The following is a 24,657-nucleotide window of genomic DNA, read 5'->3' on the forward strand; positions in this document are numbered from 1 at the left end:
AATAAGACATTATGAAAAAAGAAGATAATACTCCGCAAAGATTTGAATCACTGACTGATGCACATCGTTTTTTTGGAATGCCACAGCCGAAACATCCGCTCATCAGTTTGTTGAATGGAGCCAATAATGCGACCGTGGTAGAAACACTTCCGCACCGTCACGTTCTGAGTTTTTATAAAATTTCCTACAAACCAAGATTAGGTGGGAAAATAGAATACGGACAGGATTATTATGATTTTGATGAAGGTGGTTTGCTGTTTGCCGCTCCCGGCCAGATTATCGGAGGAAAAAGTGGAAGTGATACCGCCTGTTCACAATATTCGCTGTTGATACATCCTGATTTCTTTTTGGGATATTCATTAGCCAAGAAAATCAAGCAATATGGTTTTTTCTCCTATTCGATTAAAGAAACCCTGCACTTGTCTGAGGAGGAGAAAAATACGATTCTTTCTATTTTTAATTTTATAGAATCTGAATTAAACGGAAGAATAGACGATTTCAGTCATGATGTGATGATTTCCCAGATTGAATTATTATTTAATTACGCCAATCGTTTTTATAAACGTCAGTTCATTACAAGAAAAGCAACCAGCAACGATCTCCTGCAAAAATTTGAAACACTATTAAATGCTTATTTTGACGATGAGGTTACTTTAAATAAAGGAATTCCAACCGTCAGTTATCTTGCAGAAAACCTGAACCTTTCCCCAAGCTATCTTAGCGATATGCTTCGTTCTCTTACAGGGCAAAGTACACAGCAGCATATCCATGAAAGATTGATTCATAAAGCTAAAGAAATGCTTTCCACAACCAGTTTATCGGTGGGAGAAGTGGCTTACGCTTTGGGTTTTGAGCATTCACAGTCTTTCAGTCAACTATTTAAAACAAAGACAAATCTTTCCCCTTTAGAGTTTAGAAAATCTTTCAACTGATTTTTTTGTGATCTCATAACCAATGATATACGACAGAAAGCAGGATAAAAATCTTTAAAATGAGACTAATTAATTTTAACAAAAATTTAACATTTATTAATTTGGAACGATCGTTCCGTTATTGTAATTTTGTATCAGAAAATTTAACAATCAATCAATTAAAACATTTTAAAAATGAAAAATTTAGAAAACAAAGTAGCAATCGTAACAGGCGGAAACAGCGGAATCGGATTGGCAGCAGCAAAAGAATTGGCAGAAAAAGGAGCAAAAGTAATTGTAACCGGAAGAAATAAAGAAGCACTTTCACAAGCTGAAGCAGATTTCAATCTGATTGGAATTCAGGCAGATCAGACCGATTTAAAATCAATTGACAATTTGGTAGAGCAGGTTTCTTCTCAGTTCGGAAAAGTGGATATTCTGTTTTTAAATGCGGGAATTGCTGCCTTTGCTCCGGTAGATTCAGCTTCAGAAGAACATTTCGACAGTATTATGAATGTGAATGTAAAAGGTGTTTATTTCACAGTTCAAAAATTATTGCCAATCTTAAACGATGGGGCTTCCATTATTTTAAACACTTCGGTGAATGCTCATTTAGGAATGCCGAATTCAAGCGTTTATGCAGCAAGTAAAGCAGCGGTTTTATCTTTAAATAAAGTATTCGCGGTAGAACTGGCTTCAAGAAAGATCAGAGTAAATGCGGTTTCTCCTGGTCCTGTTGAAACTCCGTTGTATGGAAAATTAGGATTATCAAACGAAGAAGTAGCAGGATTCGGAACTGTTTTGGGGGAGAAAATTTTATTGAAAAGATTTGCACAATCCAGTGAAATTGCAAAAACAGTAAGTTTCTTAGCATCAGATGATTCTTCATTTATCACAGGTACAGAAATTATTGTTGACGGTGGTTTAACAGTGAATCCGGTGGTTTAAAATTTTTTTCTTATATTTTGGAACGATCGTTCTTTTATTTTCGTATCTTTGTAAGACAACTTAAAATAGAAAATCATGGCAAGAACCAAAGAATTCAATGAAGATCAGGTTTTAGACAAAGCGATTGAAATATTTTGGCACAAAGGATACCACGGAACTTCTGCACAGGATCTGGTAAATTATCTTGGTCTGAGCCGTTCCAGCATATATGATACTTTTGGAGACAAGCAGAAATTGTTTGTAGCTTCTCTGAAAAAATATCAGAAACAGTCCCAAGATCAGATCGTAGCCCTTTTCGAGGCTTCTGAAAATACTAAAGAAACACTCCACTCCATTTTTAAACAGGCCGTTCTCGAAAGTCTGGAAGATCGCATCACGAAAGGATGTTTTATGGTAAACACTTCCATAGAACTGGCAATGCACGATCCCGAAATCGCAAAAATTGTACAGAATAATACCAAAACCATGGAAGATATTTTCACTAAAGCATTGCAAAAAGGGCAGGATTCCGGACAGGTTTCAAAGAATATGGATGCCAAAACGTTGGCGAGATTTATTTTTAATAATTATTCCGGAATTCGCGTTTTGGCCAGAACAGGAGAAGCAGACAAGCAAGTGTATGACGATATTGTAAAGGCAATTCTGTCTGTATTGTAAAACAAAATCCCACATAATAAATGTATTGACTTTATGATGTGGGATTTTTATATAATCTAGCTGATAGATAATTTTTTGAAAATCTAAAAAGCAAAATATTTCCTCTAGCGTTTAATTTGTTTTAATCGAATATTTCTGAAATCAATAGCAGAACCTTCATAATTTAATGAAATCCTGCCTTCTACAGAAGAGGCCTCTAAACATTCGTTCACAAGTTTTTCATTCAGAAATTGGGTGATTTTTCCATTAACTGATCTGATCGTGATCGAATTCCATTCTCCATAAGGCCTTTCATTTTCTGAGAATTTTGGAGAAGTAACGCTTGCTCCTGGTTCAACAAGCTTTCCATTCACCTTTGCCGTAATCTGATCCATAAAAATAAAATCTCCGGTCGTATTTTCTTTGATTTGAAACTGAATTCCCTTCGGCCAGATCCTGTCTGGTGAATCTGTAGGGATGTTATACATTACACCGCTGTTTTTCTTGCCTTTTCCCTTATTGTATTTCTCATCCATATTCCATCTGTATTCAAGAGAAAGTTCAAAGTTATCATAACTTTTTTTAGTCATGAGATACCCAATGTTTTCACCGTGCATTCTGATCATTCCATCAGAGAATTCGTATACTTTTAAAGGGTCCTGTTTTTCAGAACTGGTTTTTGTATAAGCATACCAATCACTTTCAGAATTTATTTTTTGCTGAACACTACATGAATGTAAAATAAAAAGAAAGGTAAAAATGGGAATGATTTTTTTTAGCATAAATGAAAGTTTAAAAAAAGTGTATTAAAAGCTGGAAATGAAATGGTAAAAATAATTATAAGATTTTGTATTTAAAATAAAAGAAGATAGGATTTCAGCAAAATGTGGGGTTGCATACAGAAATGAAATTTTAAAGTCACCAAAAATCACTTTTATACTGAAAAATAGTCAAATTTGGAGCAATATTCTTAGATGAATGAAGGAATTATAAAACTTAATACATAATTAATGCTGGCGTGATCCAAATAAAAAGAGAATCTGATAGTTTCGAAAGCAATTTAAAAACTATTAAAAAACATCAAATTAATCATGATTCAAAAACAAAAATTCATTGGATGGATGCTGATGCTTGCTGTAACGAGCATCGGATGCCAAAATGATCAGATCACTTCAGTTTCAGCGGAAGAAGGAATTTCGCCAAAAGCCAACGCCAACAAAGTAGCTGCAGATATAAGTGTGAATGCTTATGTAGATACAAGTAGTTATATCAACTCTGGTTTTAGCTTTCTAAACCCCTCTCAGATCGATAAAAACCGTCAGGCAATAGGCGGAAGTGCTTACACAGAGGTTTACGGATTCAATATTCCTGAAGAAAACAGAGTAAGAGGAATCCGCTGGAATACCGATGATGAAACTACATCGATCTGGAGACCACAAGGAATCGCTGGTTTTACCAAAGATGGCGTTCGTTACCTGTTAGTAAGCTGGTATGCAAAAGATGATGCTGAATTTAAAGGTTCCCGCATTACTCTGATTGACATCAGCCCGAGTTCAAGTACTTATCTTACGTACCGTCATATTTTGTTGGTGCAGCCGGATATTCCTGCAAGTACAACAACCTATTCACAGTATGGTTCTTATGCTCCATTGAATGTACATGCCGGTGGAATTGCTTATTTTAAGGGGAAAATATATCTCAGCAGTACCAATTTAGGGGTTCGTGTATTCGATTTGAATAAAATCATTGAAGTAAGTACCGGAGACACAACTGCTGACAAATGCGGTAAAGATGCTAATGGAAATTTATTTGCCTTCAATTACCGGTATATATTGCCTCAGGTTGGGTATCAAAAAATCAACAATGCCAATCCGTTCTCTACGATTCAGGTCAATGATGAAGGAACGCAGTTCTGGACAGGTCAATATTATGCAGGAAGTGCCGATGCAAGCATTGTTCCCCAGGTATTCGGTTTTCCTGTTGACGCTAATGGGACACTTCAAAATACAGGAATTGTCGCTGTTACTCCAAAGAACAGCCTTTTCACAGATAATCACGCCCATGGAATACAGGGTGTATTCCGAAAAGGAAACAGAACATGGCTTTCGTGTACAGGATCTCCAAGCAATTCTTATGGTTCCAATGCAAGATTAGCCCGTTATACTGATGGAGCAGATGATACTGTGCGTTACCGATGGCCATACGGAGCCGAATCTCTTTACTATGAATCTCAATATAACTACCTGTGGAGCTTGACGGAGTTTGAACCGAATGCAGGAGCACAAAATGGAAGTCAGGTCAATAGATGCATATTTGCTGTTGATTTTTCTAAATATGAATAGCAGAAATGCGTAATAAAGATTATAAAAAGAGGCTGTTTAAAAAACAGTCTCTTTTGTTAAATGACAGCTGCTAGAGTTATACTTCTTATACTTTATATACTGAAAAGTATTCAAAAGATTAAAAAACAAAATTTAAGGCTTAGATCCCGCCACATTTTATATAAATGGTCACAGTTTTGATGTAAAAACAAAGTGCATTGAATTTAAAAACTGGAAACAAAAAATTCAACATCTATTTCGATCTTTTTCTTTTACCCATTTACAACTAATTAATCAAAAATGTAACAATGGAAAACAAAAATTTAATTCAAAAAAGTATTGATACAGTAAGGGTCCTCGCAGCAGATGTAGTACAGAAAGCAAACTCAGGACATCCGGGAACCCCCATGGCATTAGCGCCGTTAGGACATTTACTATGGTCTGAAGTAATGCATTACAATCCACGAAATCCGGAATGGGCAAATCGCGACAGGTTTGTTCTTTCTTGCGGCCATGCCTGTATGCTGCAGTACAGCTATTTATATTTGACAGGATATAAAATTACATTAAATGATATTGAAAATTTCAGGCAGTTACATAGTATTACTGCAGGTCATCCTGAATATGGGCTCACTCCCGGAATTGAAGTGACGACCGGTCCGCTGGGACAGGGATTTGCAAACGGAGTAGGGATGGCCATTGCACAGCAATATATGGCAAAACGCTACAATCGACCGGATTTCAATATTTTTGATTATAAAATTTATGCAATATGCAGTGATGGTGATATTATGGAAGGGGTTTCTGCAGAAGCGGCATCTCTTGCCGGACATCTGGGGTTGGGAAATATGATTTATTTCTACGACAGCAACCATATTACCATTGAAGGCAGTACAGATCTGGCTTTCGATGAAGACGTTGCCAAAAGGTTTGAAGCTTATGGATGGCATGTACAGGATCTGCCTGATATTAATGATCTTGAAGCATTATCCGTTGCGATCAGGAATGCACAGGAAGAAACAGGACGTCCCTCTTTAATAAAAGTTCGCAGCCATATCGGTTATGGTAGTCCCAATAAGCATGATTCTGCGTCTGCACACGGTTCACCTTTGGGAAAAGATGAAGTTCGTTTAGTAAAAGAAAACTTCGGGTTTGATCCTGAAAAAAGCTTTGTTGTACCTCAGGATGTATTAGATTTTTATCATAAGGCAGGCCAGAAATCCTCTGGAAATGAAGATGAATGGAATGAATTATTTAAAAATTACAAGAACAAATATCCCGATCTTGCTGAAGAATATGAGCTCATCTCTTCCGGAAAATTGCCTCAGGGATGGGAAGAAAAACTACCGGTATTTGAACCAGGTGAAGATATGGCAACACGGAAGGCTTCAGGCAAAACATTGAATGCTATTGCAGAATATTTTCCTCAATTAATAGGTGGTTCAGCAGATTTATCACCTTCTACCAATACAGTTCTTGAAGCTTACCAATCATTTTCCGCAAAAAACCGTGACGGTCGTAATTTCCATTTTGGAATCCGGGAGCATGCGATGGGAGCTGTGCTTAACGGAATGGCATTAAGCCATTATTTGATTCCGTATGGCGCAACATTTTTAATATTCTCAGATTATATGCGTCCGCCGCTTAGGCTCGCCGCTATTATGAAAATACGCCAGATCATGGTTTTTACCCACGACAGTATTGGTCTCGGAGAAGACGGTACCACACATCAACCGGTAGAGCAGTTGATCGGATTGCGAACAGTTCCGAATATGACCGTTATTCGCCCGGCAGATGCAAATGAAACCACACACGCATGGAGAGTCGCTATTGAACACAAAGACGGACCTGTCGCCATTGCATTGACCAGACAGGAAATTCCGGTTATTGATCAAAATAAATATGCAAATGCAAAAAATCTGGAGAAAGGAGCTTATATTCTTTCAGATTCGGAAGGAGAACCTGATATTATCTTAATTGCGAGTGGATCAGAAGTCCATTTAATTTTGCAGGCGCAGGAAGAACTGAAGAAAAATCAGATTAATGCCCGTGTTGTCAGTATGCCTTCCTGGAATTTATTTGACCAACAAACTGCTGCCTATAAAGAAAAAGTTTTTCCAAAAAACATCCGTAAGCGATTGGCTGTCGAAGCTGGTTCATCAATTGGCTGGATGAAATATACCACTGACGATGGCGATGTTATCGGAATCGACAAATTTGGTGAATCTGCTCCGGCAGAAGAAATCATGAAAGAATACGGGTTTAGCATTGAAAATATAGTGAAAAAATCGCTTGCTTTATTTTCGAAAAACATATAGAATTTTTCACGACCTTAGTATGTATTCTTTGCGATCAGAAAATTAGTTTAGAATTAAATAACAAATTGGAATGTCAACATTCATAAAAATTGGGATCTGTGCAGATCACGGCGGTTTTGAACTTAAGGAAAAAATAAAATCTTTTTTGGCTGAAAATCAATTTGAACCTATAGATTACGGAGCAACGGAACTTAACAGTTCAGATGATTTTCCGGATTTTGTAATTCCACTGGCAAAGGCTGTGGCTTCAAAAGAAGTTTTCCGTGGCATTGCGATATGTGGAAGTGGAGTAGGAGCCTGTATTGCAGCTAATAAAATTCCCAATATCCGGGCGGCATTAATCACGGAGCACTTCTCGGCACATCAGGGCGTTGAAGATGATGATATGAATTTAATCTGTCTCGGCGGACGTATAACAGGGTATGCTGTTGCGGAAGAGTTGGTCTTAGCTTTTCTTAATGCAGAATTCATCGGAGCTGAAAGGCATCTGCGGCGTCTGGCAAAAATTCAGAATTTGGAAAACCCTTCCTAATGGTAAATGTTTTCAAATATTTCCATTGAAAACGGGATCATTCAATAAAATAACTTAACCAAAGTACTAAAAATAGTATCGAAAATTTTACAAGCAAGTAACAAAATGGAACAAAAAAATCAAAATGTATTCGGAATGATAGGTTTGGGAACTATGGGTTCCAACCTTCTACAAAATATTGCAGACAAAGGCTATCACTGTGCAGGATATGATAATAGTGTTGATAAAGTAAATTCCCTTAATGCTTTACATAATGAAAATATTCAGGGCTTCTCACAGCTAAAGGACTTTACAGACAGTCTTAAAAGCCCAAAAGTTGTAATGATGCTGGTACCTGCAGGCGAAATAGTAGACAATGTAATCAATGAATTGCTGGGTGTTCTGGATAAAGGAGATATCATTATCGATGGAGGAAATTCGCATTATACCGATACCGAACGACGATACAAAGAATTGGAAGACAAAGGCCTTCATTTTGTTGGAATGGGAGTTTCGGGTGGAGAAGAAGGCGCTCGAAGAGGTCCAAGTATGATGCCCGGAGGAGATCAAGAAGCTTATGAAGTTCTAAAACCTGTTCTGGAAAAAATTGCTGCCCAGGTAAATGGTGAACCTACCGTTGCTTTTATGGGGAAGGGTTCTGCAGGTCATTTTGTGAAAATGGTGCACAATGGTATCGAATATGCGATCATGCAGCTGATCTCAGAATCTTATGAGATCATGAAAAAAGGTCTAAAAATGGATAATGATAAAATCCATGAAGTTTATAAAAAGTGGAATGAAGGAAAATTAAAATCTTACTTATTGGAGATTACCACTGATATTTTTGCATATAAAAATGAAGGAGAAGAAAATCTTTTGCTGGATAGTATCAGAGATGAGGCTAAAGCAAAAGGAACGGGTAAATGGACTTCTCAGGCGGCAATGGATCTGCATTTGCCGACACCGGTTATTGATATTGCTGTTTCCATGCGCGATCTTTCTTCTTTAAAAGATTTGCGGGTTCAGGCATCGAGAGTATATCCAGATTCCACTGAAAAGCAGTATAATACTAATGAGGCTGAGTATTGCGATCAACTGGAGGAAGCTTTCTATTTTGCCATGGTTTCCGCTTATGCCCAAGGAATGCATATGCTCTATCAGGCGAATAAAGAATTCAAATATGAGCTGAACTTAGATCTTATTGCAAAAATTTGGCGTGGAGGCTGTATTATCCGTTCAGAATTTCTGGAAGATATTTATGCGGCTTTTAATAAAAACCCTGAATTGCAGCATATCCTTTTGGATAAAAATGTTGCGGAAAGCTTTAGTAAAAGTATTCCAAGTATCCGTAAGATTGTTTCAGATGCAGTATTACATGGTATTTCAACCCCTGCATTCTCTGCAGCATTGACTTATTTCGATGATTTCCGTTCAGAAAATATGCCGACAAACCTTATTCAGGCACAACGTGATTACTTTGGTTCCCATACCTACGAACTGAAAGCTAAGGAAGGTGTATTTCATACCAAATGGGTGATGGAAAATATTAAAAATTAACCTGTTGTTTTACTCTAAATAAAAAAAAATAATGTCAAAAACATCAGATACAAAGGCAAACCCTACAGTCATAATTATTTTCGGTGGAAATGGAGATTTAACCAAGCGGAAAATCATTCCTGCATTGTATAATCTCTTTCTTGAAAATAGACTGCCTGAAAAGTTTGCGATCATAGGGACTTCAAGAACGAAATTTAGTGATGAAAAATATCGGGATTCTCTATTAGAAGGAATCAATCAGTTTTCCAGAACAGGGAAGGCTAAAAAAGAAAAGTGGGCAGAATTTTCCTCAAATATTTTTTATCAGGCAGCTAATATCAATGATGTAGCTTCTTACAATGAATTTTATTTGAAAATAAATAAGCTGAAGGAAGAGTGGAAACAGAATCCTTCAGTGCTGTATTATTGTGCTGTTTCGCCGGATTTGTTCTGTCCTATCGCAGAGAATATCTCCAAAAGTAAACTGGAGAACGATAAGGAAACGACTCGTATCATCATTGAGAAACCGTTTGGAAGAGACCTCGAATCTGCAAAAGCTTTAAACTCTAATTTACTGACCATTTTTGATGAAAAACAGATCTACAGGATAGATCATTATCTGGGCAAAGAAGTGGTGCAGAATGTGATGGCTTTTCGCTTTGCCAATACAATCATGGAACCATTATGGAACCGTACCCATATCGAACATGTTCAAATCTCGGTGACCGAACACATTGGGGTGGAAGAAAGAGGAAGTTATTTTGACAATGCAGGGATCTTGCGGGATATGATCCAAAACCATTTGTTGCAATTGCTATGTATTGTTGCCATGGAACCACCTATAAATTTCGATGCTGATCTTGTACGCGATCGGAAGGTTGATGTGTTAAAAGCCATCCGGAAAATCGTTCCGGGGAAGATCGATACTACTGCAATCAGAGGGCAATATGGTTCTGGCTGGGTGGAAGGCAAAGAAGTTCCCGGTTACCGTGAAGAACTTGATGTAAAGCCGGATTCTAATACTGAGACGTATGCCGCGATGAAATTCAATATCGATAACTGGCGTTGGCAAGGCGTTCCTTTTTATTTACGAACAGGGAAAAGGCTTTCTAAAACAGCTTCATATATTGTAGTGCAGTTTCGGGAAGTTCCTCATAATATGTTCAATAATGAAGAACATGCTGTCCCAAAACAGAACAGGCTTATTATCAGTATTCAACCTGATATGGCAATTAAATTTCAGCTTGAAAGCAAAACACCGGGTCTTGAAATGATTCTGAATACGGTGGATATGGTATTTGATTATTCGGAAAAAACAAAAACTGATTCACCAGAGGCGTATGAAACACTTTTGTTGGATGTTATTTCGGGTGATCAGACCTTATTTATGCGGGCAGATCAGGTAGAGGCAGCGTGGGAAGTGGTAATGCCGGTGCTCGATCATTGGGAAAAGAATAAAATGACCAGCTTTCCGAATTATCCTGCAAACTCCTGGGGTCCTGAAAATGCAGATGCACTCATTGCCAAAGACGGCTTTCACTGGATCAATTTACCTCAAAAAAAATAAGAACGACCCATGAACGATTTAAAAATATGTAAGGACGTTGAAGAATTGATAAATGCTTTGGCAGAAATCATTGATGAGGCTTCACAAAAAGCAATTAAAGAGAAAGGACGTTTTAATTTTGTACTTTCCGGCGGAAGTTCTCCAAAAAAATTGTACGAATTACTTGCATCCGAAACATTCAAATATAAGATGGATTGGAAAAACATCTATTTTTTCTTTGGAGATGAACGCTTTCTGCCAGAAAATGATCCCAATAGAAATTCTGTGATGGTTAAGGAAGCTTTATTTAATCCTTTAAAAATCAATACATCGAATATTTTTGAAGTAAATACCTCAGGAACGCCTGAAGAATCAGCGCAAGAATATTGGGATTCTATTTCAGAGCATTTTGAGGAACAACCGGTTAAGTTCGATTTTATTCTTTTGGGACTGGGGGACAATTCCCATACCGCCTCACTTTTTCCAGACACTTCCGTGTTGGAAGAGACCGAAGCCACAATTAAATCGGTTTTTGTAGAAGAGGTTGATATGTTCCGGATTACGATGACTGCTCCTTTGATTAATCAGGCAGAAAATATTGCATTTTTGGTTTTTGGACAAGAAAAATCTGAAGCTGTATTTCATGTTTTGGAAGACAAATCCGGATCAATACATCAGTATCCGGCACGTTTAATTCAATCGAATGAAAAAAATGTGCAATGGTTTTTAGATGCTCCGGCTGCTTCAAAATTGTAAGAAATATTCTGGATCATTTATCTGTTTAAACTTTTTATTTAACCACAAAAGGCACAAAAGATTCATATATTTAAAGTTGATCATTAGGCTGAAAAAAGAACGCCCAAGTCTTTAAAAATCTTTGATTTTTATCCTTTTGAGTGCTTTCAGTATCTCATAGTATCTGTATAAATAGCTTTTGTATCTTTTGTGGTTAATTTTAATATTAGTTTAAACAGACTTGATATATAACTCTTAATGATTTAAGAGTTATTTTTTTTAGAAATAGTTGTAAAATGTGGTAATATGAATTGATAATGTTAATTTGAAATTCCCATTGCAGCATAATATGCGGCTCCCATTAAAGCCGTTTTATCATTGAGGACAATTTTTACAGGAATATTTTTTAATAAATGTTCCATTCTTCCGGTATTGATGAAAGTCTTATAAAACTCTTTTTTATCAATCAAGCTGAGGTTTTTGGGAACAATGCCTCCACCGATAAAAATTCCGCCTGTTGCTTTGGTCTTCAATGCAAGCTGGCTGGATTCTATAGCAAGATATTTGAAAAACAGCTGCATGGTCTCAATGCACACCGGATCTTTCTTATCAATAGCTGCCGCAGAAATCGTTTTGGCTGAATGGTCAATTTTTAATTGTTCTGTAAGCCACTCCGGTTCTTTTTCGGTGTTGGAGCTTCTTAAAAACTGGTAAATATTAAGGATGCCCTGTCCTGAAATAAGCCTTTCCCAGCTCACATGTTCAAAACTGTTCTTTAAAAATTTCCATAGTTCTGCATCGAGCTCATTAGAAGGTGCAAAATTACAATGACCACCTTCAGTAGCGTAAGGATGATAATAAGTTCCGTCCCAAAACATTCCTGCTTCACCAAGACCGGTTCCCGGTGAAATTACCACGGCGTTACCTTCATCTTTTTCTCCTTTGGCAATAATTTCAAAATCTGAGTCGTCAAGTGCAGATAAACCGTAAGCATTGGCCTGAAGATCATTAATAAGCAAAACGGTTTTTATCCTAAGATCAGATGCTATTTTTTTCGCATCTATTTCCCATGTAAAGTTGACCCCTTTCACTTTATCACCATCTACAGTACCGGCTACACCTAGACAGGCACAGTCAATGACAGATGATTGTTCATCATGGAAATTGCGGATTGCCTCTATAAAGGATTGATGATCTGTGGTAGCATATCGTTGGTTTTTCAGAGCGAGTAATTTTCCTTCTTTGATCTGAAAAAGCGCGAGTTCGGTTTTGGTTCCGCCCACATCTGCTGCTAAAACAAGCCCTGAAACAGGCAGTTTCTTTTGCCCCGAAGGATAAGCCATCGGTATACTTACATCTGAAATATCGGGTAAAACGATTTCCTGAAAATTCTTCATAACTGGGACGTTTATCAATAGATTAAGTTAAAATAATTTTTTAGATTATTTTTTATTTTTGAATTATTATTTTATAATCACGATTATCTGCTTAGTATAAATGTTTCGTTTTGGAAAAAAAGTCATCAGATCAGAATGGAAGATAACGATGTTATTTTAAAAACAACTTATGTAGATATGAACTATGTATATGTTGTGATTATAGTCATAAAATTAATAATAATATTTCATTATGTATTTTAAAATGAAGTTTATTTTGGCAGAAAAATTGTTTTATAAGAATCATTATTTTTTAAACACATCATATTGAATTATTATAGGCTCTAAAATCCAGATTATAAAATTTTAAACACACCCAATTATGAAAATTCAAGAACTCAGACTTCAAAATCTAATACAATACAAAGAAGAAATTGTACCTATTACAGGACTCGACTTAGATCATAAAAATAATGGCAGTCTTGTGCAGATTAGAAAAGGAACTTCTAAAATTCCTGTAGACTCAGAAGATTTAAAACCTATTTTACTGACTAGTGAGTGGCTTTGTAAGTTTGGCTTTAAAGAAAGTTACCGTTCAGATTTTAGAATCCGTTATGATTTGCCCAATTTTGGGAAATATGATTTTGACCTTTCAAAGGAGAAAATATTAGAAGGATTTTTATACTTTGGAAATTATATTCAGTGTCAATATCTTCATCAGTTACAGAATCTTTATTTCGTACTGACAGGAAGAGAGTTGGTTCAGGTAGAGGGCAATTAATTGCTCTCTTAATTTTTTTAGGATGAAATTATAGAGTATTTGTAAAAGTTATCTTTTAATTCATTATTTCAGATATAAATAAAAGACTATTAGAGTAAATCTAATAGTCTTTTTTAATTGTATAAATGTTATTCTAGATCATCGCATTCCCTTCAACGCCATCAGAATTATCTGTTTTATTACCCGTAATTGCAGCGGTTGCAAAACTTAAGAGGCTTACTAATTTTCCTGCCTTTGTATCCCAGTAATAAGTTTCCTTGGGCTGTACCCGGATGATAGAAACATTGGGATCATCTTTTCCGTCAAACCAGGCATTGGCCATTGCCGACCATTTTTCTTCGATTGTTGCTTTGTCTGTATAGATAAAAGCCTCTCCGAAAATAGAGAGATATTCCGAATCACTGTTATTCATAAAATAAAGCTGAACACGATTATCCTCTTTGATTTCAAAATTTTTGTTGCTGCTTTCACTGCTGATGAACCAGAGATTTCCGGTGTCATCGGTTTCCTGTATTCCCATCGGTCTGGAATTTACCGGCAATTTGTCTAACTCTGTGCAAAACATGCAGATTTTTGCTTTTTCCGAGAGTTCTTTGATTTTTTTGATGGCTTCCTGATTGGTAAGATGTTGTGTTGACATAATATTTTGATTTTTAGTGGGTGTGATTAATTATATTTATCCTTTTGCAATTTCTTTGTCATTAGAATGTATTGCAATTTTTTGTAACAGAATAGAATATCTTGGTGTTATGAAATTATAGAAAAGAAAAAATAATGCCATTTTAATCTTGATTTTATTTAAGAGAATCTAGCAAGCTGATAATTTATATCATCCTATTTTAAAGGCACACTTTATGCTATACTACGTACAACATCAAAAATTAAACGTATGAAAAATTTACTTTGGCTAGTAGCTGTTATATGTATAATAGCTTGGGTATTGGGAATGGCAGGTATCATCCCGGGAATGGATACAGGAGGGTTAATTCACACGCTCTTGGTTATTGCAATAATTGTTGTTTTATATAATATTATTTCCGGCAGAAAACCACTCGATTGATTATAATCACCAGGTGTTTATCTGACTATCAAAAATCTATCATATAAGGATTTTAGTAAGGATGATATTTCAGAAACCTATTGAGAAAAATGCTCAATTACGAATATAAAAAGTGGAAGTATTTCCACTTTTTATGTTTAGAAGAAGTTTATTTAAACGTTCTTTTGATAATATTTCCGATTTCCATAAAATCATCATGATTTCCTACTGATCTTTTCTCCGAATTGATGTTGTCAAATTCTGAAAAAGGAAAAATCAGTAAATAATTTTTATCATTCAGGTATTTATTAAGCAATTCAGGAATTCGTCGCATCTGCGGAAGATAAGATTCCATTCCTCTTTTTGCCATAAATACAATAAGGGCTTCATTGTCTTTTAATTGTATGGCAGTTTTCTCACCGTCTTTCCAATCATTCATAATGATGAATTCCGCTTCAATATTGGCTTTTTTTATAATTCTCTGCAAAATACCCAAAATCTCTTCTGAAGCATAAAAGGTAATTGTGGCTCCGGAATTTCTAGCGATATTCCATACCCTTAATAAAGCATGAAAAAATCCGGCTTCTTTATGCGCTTTTTCGGGAATCATTACAGCGTATTTTTTTATGGTAGACAGAGGCTGTGCCGCATGGTAAACCAAAACATTTACATCGTCGCTCTGCAAATAGCCATTGTATAAATTATAGGTAAACGAGGGTGAAAATCCTTTATCATCTTCCAGACCGATAATGAGGTCTGTGATATTCTGTTCTTTTATAACATTCTTGACTCCGTTAATCACATCATTATCATATCTTTTTAACGCCTGAATCTTCACGTCCGCTGCAGCTGCAATATCTGTGGCATTATGCAGAAGTTTTTCCGCATTTTTTACTGAAGATTCGTTCTTGTCTTCATTAATGACATTTAAAGCAAATACATTTTCTGTGTTGGAATGAGCTTTAATTAAAATCCCGAGATTAACCATTCTTTCTACGGTCGTTTCATAATTTAAAGCTAAAAGAATATTTTCCTGTTCATCGCTGTTTCCTGAAATGGTTTCCTCATTATCCTGTTCTGCAATTTTCTGTGCACTCGACATGGATATGAATGATGAAATAGTACATGAAATAAGAATCAGTAAAATACTACCGTTAAGAACGTGTTCGTTTAATAATCTGATGGGTTCTCCCGTTTCGGTTTCAGAAAGAATAATGTTATAACCTACCATTACAGAAGCTAAAGTGGCTGCTGCAGAAGCGGAACTCAGACCAAAAATGAGCCTGCCTTCATCTTTGGTAAGTCTGAATGTTTTCTGTGTGGCAACGGCTGAAATATATTTTCCTCCAATTGATGCAACGAGCATAATTCCTGCGACTTCAAGGGTTTCCCAGCTTTTAAAAAATACTTTAAAATCAATCAGCATTCCGACACTAATCAAAAAGAAGGGGATGAAAATAGCATTTCCGACAAATTCTACACGGTTCATTAATGAGGAAGTATGCGGAATAAGTCTGTTTAAAGCCAATCCGGCGAAGAAAGCTCCGATAATGGCTTCTACTCCGGCTAATTCTGCTAACATCGCTGCAAGATAAATCATGACCAGTACAAAAATATACTGTGAAATTTTATCATCCACTTTTTTGAAAAACCATCTTCCGATGATAGGGAAAATAACTAAAACAACGATTGCGAAAACAATAAAAGAGATCGAAAGTTTCGTCCAGAATTCGGTTCCGACATCACCCTGAGCCATTCCTACGATAATCGCTAAAACTAAAAGCGCAAGAATATCGGTGATCATTGTTCCACCAACTGTAATATTGACCGCTGTGTTTTTAGCTATTCCTAATTTACTGACTAACGGATAAGCAATCAGGGTATGCGATGAAAACAAACTGGCAAAAAGTACCGAAGTTAATACAGAAAAATTAAGGATATATATTCCTCCAAGATAGCCTAAAATAAAAGGAGCGATGAAGGTGTATAAGCCAAAAGTAAGACTTTTCCATTTGTTTTTTTTGAAATCACCCATATCGATTTCTAATCCGGCCAAAAACATAATATACAGTAAACCCGTTGTTCCTGTTACAACAATGCTACTGTCTCTGGCTAAAATATTGAATCCGTTGGGCCCGATTACTGCTCCTGCAATAATTAATCCCAACAAATGTGGGACTTTTATTTTATTGAGTAAAAGGGGTGCTGCCAAAATAATAATGAGCACCAGAAGAAACTTCAGGACAGGATCTTCAATGGGAAGACTTAGGTTGTTGATACTTAGTAAAATCATTTGTGTTTATTTTTTTGAACGTACCAATTCTACTGAGAATTTTGCCATACAGTTATCAGAGGCAATGGTTCTGATGCCTTTCATTTTTGTGTCAGAAATATCATTGATCAGCACATTCATATCGACCTGTTTTTTTGCTGTGGAATCTGTTTTGAAGTTCAGTCTGATTTCGTTCTTTTCAAATTTTCCGGAATATAATCTTACTAAATTGTTGTTATTGACAATTTTAGTGAAAAGTTGAAGGGAATCGCTTGCAAATTCCCATGTATCCGTACGTTGGTCACCCACAACATAATCCCCACAGTTGGACTCTGTGCATATCACTCTCCCGATCCATGAGCCGGTAATTTCATCGGGCCATTTTATTATTTTAATTGAATCCGCATGCTTGAGTGCAAAAATACTGTCTCTCATTTTCAAAAGAGACTGGTAGTCTGCTTCTTTCTGCGCGAATGATTTTTCTTTATCCAGTAATTGTTTTTCCCTGGCTGTTAATTCATTTTCTTTATTTTTATTCTCACAGTTCAGAAGGATCAGAAAGAAAAAAAGTAGAAGTACTGGATTTTTCATAGAATTGAGTTGTTGTCTAAATATAAGAAAAACTTAAGTCAAAATCCAAGTTTGTATAAGGGAAATGAAAGGATTTGAATGGAAATAAGACTGAAAAAAGTCGTTTTTAAGGATTTAAAAAGTCGGAGCTGATTTAGGCAACACTATATTTTAATGTGCCTAAATTTGATAGATTAAGGTATTTAATCACCACTATTTTTTTGAATTTATATTTTTTTCTTTTTCCAGCATTTTTGGGTAAACAGGAAGAAAGTCATAAGTAGGATAAAATTCTGTATTGAAGCCTCCCCAAGCTCCGCTTTCAAAAACCTGATTGATTTCTCTCAAATATTGAGGCTTAAATTTCAGCGTAATAATCTGCCCAATTCCCATTACCACATTCCAGGAAACAATTTTTGAATGACTGCTCTTGAGTTTTTTATAGAAACCTTGTTTCATTACTTTTCCTTGGATGGAATCCACCGGATTGGTCTGTTGGTGTTTCATAATCACCGTCATTGTAATGCTGTCATTATCGATATAGTAAGGGCTCTTTTCTTTTTCTTGAGCTGAAATAATCAAAAATCCAAAACAGATTAACAGAAATGTACTTAATTTTTTCATAGTAGTTTTTTTAGATGTAAAGCGCCTGATATATTCATTAAAAATACGAAAAAGAGGAGAACAATAAGTTGTCAACCACGGCGGCCGATTGCATTATGTTTTTGGATATTTTAAAAGGTTTCTGAAAATAGGTTATCGTAGCAGAAATGTTGTATAAAATACCCGCTACGATAGCTATTTATTGTGTTTTTAATTATTAACTATTTACTTGCCTTATTAAGAATTTCCAAATCTTCAGAATCTAATTCTAGTTTAGGCGCATCAAAAATAGTCTGCAATTGTCTTTCACTGGTTGCGCTTACAATGGGTGCAGTAATTAACGGATTTGCCAGTAACCAAGCTAAAGCAATTGTTGCAGGCTGAGATTGGTGCTTCTCTGAAACTTTATCCAGTGCAGCCAGAACCGTTTTTCCTTTATCATCAAAATATTTTTTGATTCCGGCTCCTCTTGTGGTTGTTTCAAAATCAGCTTCGGTTCTGTATTTACCTGTTAAAAATCCTGCGGCCAAAGACCAATATGGAAATGCACTCAACCCGAATTTTTCAACCAAAGGGGCGTATTCTGTCTCAAATTTTGCTCTTTCCACCAAATTATAATGAGGTTGCAAAGCGACATATTTTGGGAAGTTATTTTTCTCAGCGACTTCAAAAGATTCAATCAACCTTTCCGGAGAAACATTGGATGCTGCAATATATCTGACTTTTCCTGCTTTTACGATTTCATCATAAGCAGCCAGAGTTTCTTCCACAGGTGTTGTATTGTCATCAAAATGGGTATAATACAAATCGATATGATCTGTTCCAAGACGCTGCAACGATTCATCAACAGATTTCAGGATGTGTTTTTTACTTATGTCAAAGCCATGTTCTTTCGTTTCTGAACCTACTTTGGTTGCTAAAACAATATCTTGGCGGTTTTTTCTTTCCTTCATCCATTTTCCGATGATTTCTTCGGATTGCCCTCCTTTTCCGTTCACCCACCAGGAATAAGTGTCGGCTGTATCGATAAAATTAAATCCTCCTTCTGTAAATTTGTCAAGAATTCCGAATGACAGTTGCTCATCCAGCGTCCATCCAAAAACATTTCCTCCAAAATTGATTGGGGCTATTTCAAGGTCTGTATTTTTAATGATTCTTTTTTTCATTGTAAAAATATTTTAGTTTAAGTTAATTATTCTTTATTCAGGAATAAGTTCAATCCTTTCATTTAAAGTTTGCCAATCGAACAGGTCTGTGCACTAACAAGGAAATTACAATAGGTAATCTTAAAAAGAAATAAGTTGTTTTAAAGTCTTTTATATTATAAATTTTTCTGAGTGAATTTTACCAAATCCTGAATTTCCTCCTGCGAAATATAATGAGACATTCCTTTATAGATATGAAACTCAGATTGATATTGGTGTGCATCCAGCCATTTTTTAGAAGATTCGGCTTCTGTAAGAGGAATCCTGTTGTCTTGTTCGCCGTGAGCAATGAAAATTTTTAAAGAACCCGCTTTGGTTTTATCTTCAGTTTCTTTTAAAGTATTAAAAATCGTTCCGCTCAATACCGCAATTCCCCTGAACAAAGAAGGGGATGTAAGTCCTAATTCATAACTCATATTCGCCCCTTGACTGAATCCTCCGATAAATGTTTTATCAGCCTTTACATTATATTTTTCTTGTAAACTTTTGACCAGATTTTTAATTTTTGTAATGCTTGCCGTTAACTCCTCCTTTTTTCCTCCAAATCCTCCATCAGCATCTTTTTCGCTTGTATACCATTGGTAATTTTGATCACCAATTTTATAAGGCGCTTGTGGTGTTATCACAATATAATTTTCGGGAAAGGAATCTGCCAATGGCAAAAGGTCTTCCTCATTAGCTCCAAAACCGTGCATTAATATCAAGAGAACAGGTTTTTCTGTTCCTTTTGCTTCTCTCGTTTTATAAAACAGAGAATCATTTTTGATCGTTGGAATTTCATTACTTTCAGATATTGGATTTTCTGATTCCTTAGCTTGACAGGCAATGGTTAAGCTCAATACTAGTGCAAGGTTTAAGAGAGATTTCATTTATCCTATTTTATTTAAAAGATAAACTTCCATCGGGCTTTCCAATAAAGATTTCAGTTGTTCCTGAGCTTGTAAGAAATGAGTGGAAGAGGCGTGCGCATTTAGCCTTTCTTTGCTTTCCCAGATTTCATCAAAGAAAAATACCTCGGGATTTGTATGGTCTTGCAGAAGTTCATATTTAATGCATCCTTCTTCTTTTCTTGTAGGTTCTATTAAAGCTTCCAGAGTTTTTTGAGTCTGTAAGATGTCCTCTTTTTTTGAAATGCTTTTAGCAATAACGTATAACATTTTGTATTCAGTTTTTGTAATTATTTTAAATGAGAGTAAAAGTTAGGAGCCTGATTCAGGTTTTTATTGATGGCAACTGAATCTTTCCTATTTGAAATAGATTGATATAGCTTTCTATAACTATACAAATATGCTTCTAAAAGATAAATTTTAGATTGTAATATTCAAAGAATATCTTGTAATTATAGGATAGAATCCAAAAAAAACAATAAGACCGCTTTTTGTAATAGGTCTTATTGTTTTTTATGAAGTTCATGTGCTTTATTTAGAAAATTAAAAAAATAACTAAATCAAAACTAAATATCTCAAGCACAGATTTTGTATAAGAAATATTTTTCGGGTGTGATTGTACAGGAAAACAACGATTATCCTGTCGATATGTAAAGGCTAAAACAGAAACTATGAAAGAGGCAGAATTTATTATTTCTTACATGTAATTGTAAAAATTAATAATCCCAATCACAGTTTTACAATTAATTACTTTTATTTTTCGAAACAACTCTGTAATAATTGCCAATGTTAACCGCCAACGAAATCGTTAAAGCTCTGATTAATGACCAGCCCAATATTTCATTGAACCTGTTGCTTGTTAAACCATTCTCATCATAAAAATTGATGTCAATAAAAAGAATAATAGGAGTTAAAGCTAATGCTGCGATGATAATATTTCCGATTCTTTTGGTGTTCATGGTGTTTTTGTTGTTAAATGAGTTTATTACGTTAAAAATAGTAATTCTATAGGTAATATAAAAGGTATTGCTATTAATAAAAGCTGATTAAACTACTTTAAGCTTTGTAAACTATTCGGTATTTTCCAATCGTTATTCAATCTCGATGTTATGGTAAGCCATCCAGCGTTTCAAGTTTCCAACCATTCTTTTTAAGTGGTCTTCATTCAGGAATATATTGGTCCAATAATCAAACCTGTCACACTGAACCGCTATGTAATACGTGATTATTGATAGACAGGCAAAAGGAATGCATTCTTTTTCTTCGTTGCTGATTTCACTTACGGTTTCGTAACCTTTAATAAAGCTGTCTGCTTTTATTTGATATTCCTCTTCATTCAGATGGGTTGCAAGCAACTGAAACAGAAAATAAGAAATGTCGAAACATAGATAGCCGTTCCCACAAAAATCAAAATCAAAAAATGTTATTCCTTCTTCTTCGTCAATGTGTAAATTGTCAAACCAAACATCGAGATGAATACTTCCAAATCTTGTTTTTAGGCGGTCGATATTTTCAATTTTTGGGATTAAATAGGAAGAGAGTTTTTCTAAAAATTCAATTTCATCAATGTTATTGTTGTAAAATTCTTTTGTTCTCAAAACCGGATTTGTAAGCAAGTTTTGGGTATTGTAGGTGATTCTTTTCAGTTCAAAATTTTCTGTCGACCGATGGACTTTGGCTAATGCCTGACCAATTAGAAAGCTTGTTTCCGGTGAAAACTTTGCTGCTTTTTTGCCTTTTGCAAATGAGAATAAAACGCCAAATCTTTTTCCTTCAGGCGCTTGAATTTTCTGGATATACTTGTTTGATCGGTCTACAATTGGGTAGGCAACTGGTTGGTTATTTTCTTTTAAATGGGTTAAAAGTCTTAATTCTTCTTCAACTTCTAGTTCGGTACGCCAGTTATGGGTATATACTCTGAAAACGTAGCTGTTTTCACCATCTTGAACTCTATATAAATGGTTCATCGCCAATCGGATGATACTACATTCTGTTTTTTCGCTGAGCCCATATTGCTCTTGAACAAGTTTAGAAAGTTCGGTAGGAGAAAGTGTGCTATTTATCGATGGGAATATCTCTTTCATTGGTTCTTGGATTACCTTTGTTCGCTGTTTTTTTACATTAAGGAAAAACTCACAAAGATATGCAATTCCTATTGTTATTGAGTTTTACGATGTGTGCAATTTTTTAATCAACCTCTCTTTTTCTCCACTTCCCGTCGTTGAAAACCTTAATAAAGGAATCCTGTATTTTTCCAAAATCTTATTCTTCATCACGTCTCTTTTAACTTACCTGCTTTCTAATTTGTGATATTCATATTTGCTTGCAGTATAAGTTTAAGGAAGCGTGCTGATAAATTTAATGTTCAATTGGTTTTGTAGTCCGGTATTGTGAATGCGATGGAGAAAGCTTAAGAAGATGGTGTTAAAAATATTTACATAAGGATTTAAATTATTCCTTATCGCGAATCAGTACAGATGATGGGAGTTGAAATGGAGGCAAAACTGAATGGGTATTGATTTTAAATTCACAATCCTCATAAAAAGGGATCAAAGGATCGGTTGATACAACTTCCATCCATTGAGAGTAGCTTTTGGTAACAGATAAACATTTTTGCCATAGTGACTGGAATACTTCAGAATTCTGATATTCCGGCAGGATGTATAAAGATAATTTTACCGCTTTTTTATCTTTTAGAATGGACGGTCTTTCGTAAGCATTTTTAATAATGGAGTACCCTAATGCTTTATCATCTCCAAAAACAATCACCAATTGTGTTGTGATATCATTCAGATAATTAATTGCTGACCTGTGATCAAGCTCGTCTTCCATAAAAAGATTTAATTTTTCGATATCAACATTGTCTTTGTACATTTCCTTCAGTTGAGCTTCTTTGAGCTGAAGAAAAAGATCGATGCCTTGTTCTGAACCTACAGTAAATTTTGCTACGATATGCATTTTATTAATTTTTAATAAGCAAATATAATGACGAAAGAAAAGCAGTTCACGATACAGAATAATTAAAAATGATCGGTACAGTTAACTACTCAACACGCTACCTATTTTTTTGATACCCTCCAAATTTTCAGAGGTCAAATGATTTGAAAATACGGCTCTGAAAAAATGATCGTAGGCGTTTGTAAATGAGAAAATATTACCGGGCGTAAAACTTACCCCAAATCTTTTACAGGCTTTATAGAAAGAGATCATATCAGTTTCAGGGTTTAATTCTATCCATAAGCTGTAACCCCCTGCTGGAATTGTAGTAAAAGTATCGGAAGGAAAGAACTGATTGAAATGATTCACCAGCTTTATCGCATTGAGCTCCAGCTGATGGCGAAATGAGCGGAGATGTCTGGTATAGCTGGATGTTGATAATATTTTTGCAACAACTTCTTGGTGTAAAGGTGAAACAGATCTTCCTAAAGAAAACTTCAGCCTTTCGGCCGCTGAGAAATATCTTCCCGCTGACATCCAGCCTAATCGAAGTCCTGGAGCCAGACTTTTTGAGAATGAAGAGACTGTGATTACTAAACCATTATGGTCGTAGCTACTTATATTTGATGGTCTTGTGCCACTGAAATACAAATCACCATAAATATCATTCTCGATGATGGGAATATCATGAGAAGAAGCAATATGATAAAGTTCTTCTTTTGTTTTATTACTCATTAATTTTCCTGTTGGATTATGGAAATTTGGAGTGACTAATATAGCTTTGATACTATTTTTTTGACATACATTATCAAGATAATCTGTATCAAAGCCAATATCATTTCTTACCGGAATTTCTATCGTTCTCAACTTCAGATTTGCAATCACTTCCAACACTGAAAATACACAAGGACTTTCAACTGCAATAATATCATTCGGCTCTGTCGTGACAGACAATGCAATGTATAGGGCTTGTAATGCGCCATCAGTAATAATGATTTCTTCTTGCTTTAATTTTGAGTGATGTTGGGCCGAATATTTAGAAATCAATTCACGGAGTTCATCTTTTCCCGTAGTTGGATAGTAGCGGAGTAGGGCAGCCCCTTTTTCTCTGATGACTTGCTGCATGGTTCTAAGTACTAATTTTTGAGGAATTAAAAAATCTGAAGGTACAGCCGCATTTAAAGCAGTAACTTCTGTATGTTGTCTTTGCTGTGAGGTTAATACAATATTTTTTCTGAAAACAGAATCTCTTGGAATGGCTTTTAAATCAGATTGATGGCTACTTGAGGTTTTATTATATTGATAATTGACGATATACCCAAATCGCGGAAGGCTTTTGACCAATCCTTTATGAATAAGGTAGTCATAACCACTTTGTACAGAGCTGATACTGAGTCGGTATTCTTCTTTGATTTGTCTCGCAGTCGGCAATTTATCACCATACTTCAATACCCCTTTCATTATATTATCTTCTATTGCATCTGTAAATACTCTGTATCTATATTCCTTCATTATTAAAACTGCA

24 protein-coding genes are annotated in these 24,657 nt (G+C 35.5%); 11 read left to right on the plus strand and 13 right to left on the minus strand.

Annotated features, from left to right (window positions below; all coding sequences use genetic code 11):
- The first annotated feature begins 11 nt into the window (after positions 1-11).
- From JI747_RS12155 to JI747_RS12165, 3 genes are all read left to right on the plus strand, one after another.
- Entirely contained in the window at positions 12-932 is a 921-nt protein-coding gene (locus JI747_RS12155; protein WP_225689026.1) for a helix-turn-helix domain-containing protein, read from the plus strand.
- Between the two features lie 174 nt (positions 933-1,106).
- Complete coding sequence (locus JI747_RS12160) at positions 1,107-1,859, plus strand: SDR family oxidoreductase (RefSeq protein WP_225689028.1); 753 nt, start codon at positions 1,107-1,109, stop codon at positions 1,857-1,859.
- A gap of 75 nt (positions 1,860-1,934) precedes the next feature.
- Positions 1,935-2,516 carry a TetR/AcrR family transcriptional regulator gene (locus JI747_RS12165; RefSeq protein ID WP_225689031.1) on the plus strand — a complete coding sequence of 194 codons (582 nt, stop codon included), beginning with the start codon at positions 1,935-1,937 and terminating at the stop codon, positions 2,514-2,516.
- 104 nt (positions 2,517-2,620) lie between these two features.
- Here JI747_RS12165 and JI747_RS12170 read toward each other — a convergent pair whose 3' ends face one another.
- Complete coding sequence (locus JI747_RS12170) at positions 2,621-3,277, minus strand: 3-keto-disaccharide hydrolase (protein WP_225689033.1); 657 nt, start codon at positions 3,275-3,277, stop codon at positions 2,621-2,623.
- 309 nt (positions 3,278-3,586) lie between these two features.
- Here JI747_RS12170 and JI747_RS12175 point away from each other — a divergent pair, with 309 nt between their 5' ends.
- From JI747_RS12175 to pgl, 6 genes are all read left to right on the plus strand, one after another.
- A complete protein-coding gene (locus JI747_RS12175) occupies positions 3,587-4,837 on the plus strand; it encodes a hypothetical protein (protein ID WP_225689035.1) in 1,251 nt (416 codons plus the stop codon).
- Between the two features lie 287 nt (positions 4,838-5,124).
- A complete protein-coding gene (tkt, locus tag JI747_RS12180; RefSeq protein ID WP_225689037.1) occupies positions 5,125-7,134 on the plus strand; it encodes a transketolase in 2,010 nt (669 codons plus the stop codon).
- A 70-nt stretch (positions 7,135-7,204) separates the two neighbouring features.
- Positions 7,205-7,666: an RpiB/LacA/LacB family sugar-phosphate isomerase gene (locus tag JI747_RS12185; protein WP_225689039.1), complete on the plus strand. Its 462-nt coding sequence runs from the start codon at positions 7,205-7,207 to the stop codon at positions 7,664-7,666.
- Positions 7,667-7,771: 105 nt separating this feature from the next.
- Positions 7,772-9,202 (plus strand): NADP-dependent phosphogluconate dehydrogenase, encoded by a 1,431-nt coding sequence (gene gndA / locus JI747_RS12190; protein WP_225689041.1) that lies wholly within the window; start codon positions 7,772-7,774, stop codon positions 9,200-9,202.
- 31 nt (positions 9,203-9,233) lie between these two features.
- On the plus strand, positions 9,234-10,748 hold the full coding sequence (zwf, locus tag JI747_RS12195) for a glucose-6-phosphate dehydrogenase (protein WP_225689043.1): 1,515 nt from the start codon (positions 9,234-9,236) through the stop codon (positions 10,746-10,748).
- A gap of 9 nt (positions 10,749-10,757) precedes the next feature.
- Entirely contained in the window at positions 10,758-11,483 is a 726-nt protein-coding gene (gene pgl, locus JI747_RS12200; RefSeq protein ID WP_225689045.1) for a 6-phosphogluconolactonase, read from the plus strand.
- Positions 11,484-11,782: 299 nt separating this feature from the next.
- On the opposite strand, the gene glk is transcribed toward pgl, so the two are convergent.
- On the minus strand, positions 11,783-12,859 hold the full coding sequence (gene glk / locus JI747_RS12205) for a glucokinase (RefSeq protein WP_225689047.1): 1,077 nt from the start codon (positions 12,857-12,859) through the stop codon (positions 11,783-11,785).
- A gap of 361 nt (positions 12,860-13,220) precedes the next feature.
- Here glk and JI747_RS12210 point away from each other — a divergent pair, with 361 nt between their 5' ends.
- On the plus strand, positions 13,221-13,619 hold the full coding sequence (locus tag JI747_RS12210) for a hypothetical protein (RefSeq protein ID WP_225689048.1): 399 nt from the start codon (positions 13,221-13,223) through the stop codon (positions 13,617-13,619).
- Between the two features lie 133 nt (positions 13,620-13,752).
- Here JI747_RS12210 and JI747_RS12215 read toward each other — a convergent pair whose 3' ends face one another.
- Entirely contained in the window at positions 13,753-14,259 is a 507-nt protein-coding gene (locus JI747_RS12215; protein ID WP_225689049.1) for a pyridoxamine 5'-phosphate oxidase family protein, read from the minus strand.
- A gap of 249 nt (positions 14,260-14,508) precedes the next feature.
- On the opposite strand from JI747_RS12215, the gene JI747_RS12220 reads away from it, so the two are divergent.
- Entirely contained in the window at positions 14,509-14,679 is a 171-nt protein-coding gene (locus JI747_RS12220) for a lmo0937 family membrane protein (RefSeq protein ID WP_225689050.1), read from the plus strand.
- Positions 14,680-14,827: 148 nt separating this feature from the next.
- On the opposite strand, the gene JI747_RS12225 is transcribed toward JI747_RS12220, so the two are convergent.
- The 10 genes from JI747_RS12225 to JI747_RS12270 all read right to left on the minus strand — a co-directional run bounded on the left by JI747_RS12225 (position 14,828) and on the right by JI747_RS12270 (position 24,644).
- The gene (locus tag JI747_RS12225; protein ID WP_225689051.1) at positions 14,828-16,951 is read right to left on the minus strand and encodes a cation:proton antiporter; all 2,124 of its coding nucleotides are present in this window, start codon (positions 16,949-16,951) and stop codon (positions 14,828-14,830) included.
- Positions 16,952-16,957: 6 nt separating this feature from the next.
- Positions 16,958-17,521: a hypothetical protein gene (locus JI747_RS12230; protein ID WP_225689052.1), complete on the minus strand. Its 564-nt coding sequence runs from the start codon at positions 17,519-17,521 to the stop codon at positions 16,958-16,960.
- A gap of 192 nt (positions 17,522-17,713) precedes the next feature.
- Positions 17,714-18,124: a hypothetical protein gene (locus tag JI747_RS12235; RefSeq protein ID WP_225689057.1), complete on the minus strand. Its 411-nt coding sequence runs from the start codon at positions 18,122-18,124 to the stop codon at positions 17,714-17,716.
- 200 nt (positions 18,125-18,324) lie between these two features.
- Positions 18,325-19,269: an aldo/keto reductase gene (locus tag JI747_RS12240; RefSeq protein ID WP_225689059.1), complete on the minus strand. Its 945-nt coding sequence runs from the start codon at positions 19,267-19,269 to the stop codon at positions 18,325-18,327.
- A gap of 155 nt (positions 19,270-19,424) precedes the next feature.
- A complete protein-coding gene (locus JI747_RS12245) occupies positions 19,425-20,177 on the minus strand; it encodes an alpha/beta hydrolase (protein WP_225689061.1) in 753 nt (250 codons plus the stop codon).
- Positions 20,178-20,465 (minus strand): putative quinol monooxygenase, encoded by a 288-nt coding sequence (locus JI747_RS12250; protein ID WP_225689063.1) that lies wholly within the window; start codon positions 20,463-20,465, stop codon positions 20,178-20,180.
- 473 nt (positions 20,466-20,938) lie between these two features.
- Complete coding sequence (locus JI747_RS12255) at positions 20,939-21,154, minus strand: hypothetical protein (RefSeq protein WP_225689065.1); 216 nt, start codon at positions 21,152-21,154, stop codon at positions 20,939-20,941.
- A 132-nt stretch (positions 21,155-21,286) separates the two neighbouring features.
- On the minus strand, positions 21,287-22,279 hold the full coding sequence (locus JI747_RS12260) for a phosphotransferase (RefSeq protein ID WP_225689068.1): 993 nt from the start codon (positions 22,277-22,279) through the stop codon (positions 21,287-21,289).
- 367 nt (positions 22,280-22,646) lie between these two features.
- Positions 22,647-23,153, minus strand: coding sequence for a GNAT family N-acetyltransferase (locus JI747_RS12265; RefSeq protein ID WP_225689070.1), 507 nt, complete (start codon positions 23,151-23,153; stop codon positions 22,647-22,649).
- 81 nt (positions 23,154-23,234) lie between these two features.
- The gene (locus JI747_RS12270; protein ID WP_225689072.1) at positions 23,235-24,644 is read right to left on the minus strand and encodes an aminotransferase-like domain-containing protein; all 1,410 of its coding nucleotides are present in this window, start codon (positions 24,642-24,644) and stop codon (positions 23,235-23,237) included.
- Between the last annotated feature and the right edge of the window lie 13 nt (positions 24,645-24,657).

It is taken from the genome of Chryseobacterium tagetis, assembly GCF_016735585.2.
Taxonomy (GTDB): Bacteria; Bacteroidota; Bacteroidia; order Flavobacteriales; family Weeksellaceae; genus Chryseobacterium; species Chryseobacterium tagetis.

Excerpts from the sequence above, each read along its gene's own strand:
- JI747_RS12155 (WP_225689026.1), top strand. The coding sequence starts at position 12 with ATGAAAAAAGAAGATAATACTCCGCAAAGATTTGAATCACTGACTGAT.
- JI747_RS12160 (WP_225689028.1), top strand. The coding sequence starts at position 1,107 with ATGAAAAATTTAGAAAACAAAGTAGCAATCGTAACAGGCGGAAACAGC.
- JI747_RS12165 (WP_225689031.1), top strand. The coding sequence starts at position 1,935 with ATGGCAAGAACCAAAGAATTCAATGAAGATCAGGTTTTAGACAAAGCG.
- JI747_RS12170 (WP_225689033.1), bottom strand. The coding sequence starts at position 3,277 with ATGCTAAAAAAAATCATTCCCATTTTTACCTTTCTTTTTATTTTACAT.
- JI747_RS12175 (WP_225689035.1), top strand. The coding sequence starts at position 3,587 with ATGATTCAAAAACAAAAATTCATTGGATGGATGCTGATGCTTGCTGTA.
- tkt (WP_225689037.1), top strand. The coding sequence starts at position 5,125 with ATGGAAAACAAAAATTTAATTCAAAAAAGTATTGATACAGTAAGGGTC.
- JI747_RS12185 (WP_225689039.1), top strand. The coding sequence starts at position 7,205 with ATGTCAACATTCATAAAAATTGGGATCTGTGCAGATCACGGCGGTTTT.
- gndA (WP_225689041.1), top strand. The coding sequence starts at position 7,772 with ATGGAACAAAAAAATCAAAATGTATTCGGAATGATAGGTTTGGGAACT.
- zwf (WP_225689043.1), top strand. The coding sequence starts at position 9,234 with ATGTCAAAAACATCAGATACAAAGGCAAACCCTACAGTCATAATTATT.
- pgl (WP_225689045.1), top strand. The coding sequence starts at position 10,758 with ATGAACGATTTAAAAATATGTAAGGACGTTGAAGAATTGATAAATGCT.
- glk (WP_225689047.1), bottom strand. The coding sequence starts at position 12,859 with ATGAAGAATTTTCAGGAAATCGTTTTACCCGATATTTCAGATGTAAGT.
- JI747_RS12210 (WP_225689048.1), top strand. The coding sequence starts at position 13,221 with ATGAAAATTCAAGAACTCAGACTTCAAAATCTAATACAATACAAAGAA.
- JI747_RS12215 (WP_225689049.1), bottom strand. The coding sequence starts at position 14,259 with ATGTCAACACAACATCTTACCAATCAGGAAGCCATCAAAAAAATCAAA.
- JI747_RS12220 (WP_225689050.1), top strand. The coding sequence starts at position 14,509 with ATGAAAAATTTACTTTGGCTAGTAGCTGTTATATGTATAATAGCTTGG.
- JI747_RS12225 (WP_225689051.1), bottom strand. The coding sequence starts at position 16,951 with ATGATTTTACTAAGTATCAACAACCTAAGTCTTCCCATTGAAGATCCT.
- JI747_RS12230 (WP_225689052.1), bottom strand. The coding sequence starts at position 17,521 with ATGAAAAATCCAGTACTTCTACTTTTTTTCTTTCTGATCCTTCTGAAC.
- JI747_RS12235 (WP_225689057.1), bottom strand. The coding sequence starts at position 18,124 with ATGAAAAAATTAAGTACATTTCTGTTAATCTGTTTTGGATTTTTGATT.
- JI747_RS12240 (WP_225689059.1), bottom strand. The coding sequence starts at position 19,269 with ATGAAAAAAAGAATCATTAAAAATACAGACCTTGAAATAGCCCCAATC.
- JI747_RS12245 (WP_225689061.1), bottom strand. The coding sequence starts at position 20,177 with ATGAAATCTCTCTTAAACCTTGCACTAGTATTGAGCTTAACCATTGCC.
- JI747_RS12250 (WP_225689063.1), bottom strand. The coding sequence starts at position 20,465 with ATGTTATACGTTATTGCTAAAAGCATTTCAAAAAAAGAGGACATCTTA.
- JI747_RS12255 (WP_225689065.1), bottom strand. The coding sequence starts at position 21,154 with ATGAACACCAAAAGAATCGGAAATATTATCATCGCAGCATTAGCTTTA.
- JI747_RS12260 (WP_225689068.1), bottom strand. The coding sequence starts at position 22,279 with ATGAAAGAGATATTCCCATCGATAAATAGCACACTTTCTCCTACCGAA.
- JI747_RS12265 (WP_225689070.1), bottom strand. The coding sequence starts at position 23,153 with ATGCATATCGTAGCAAAATTTACTGTAGGTTCAGAACAAGGCATCGAT.
- JI747_RS12270 (WP_225689072.1), bottom strand. The coding sequence starts at position 24,644 with ATGAAGGAATATAGATACAGAGTATTTACAGATGCAATAGAAGATAAT.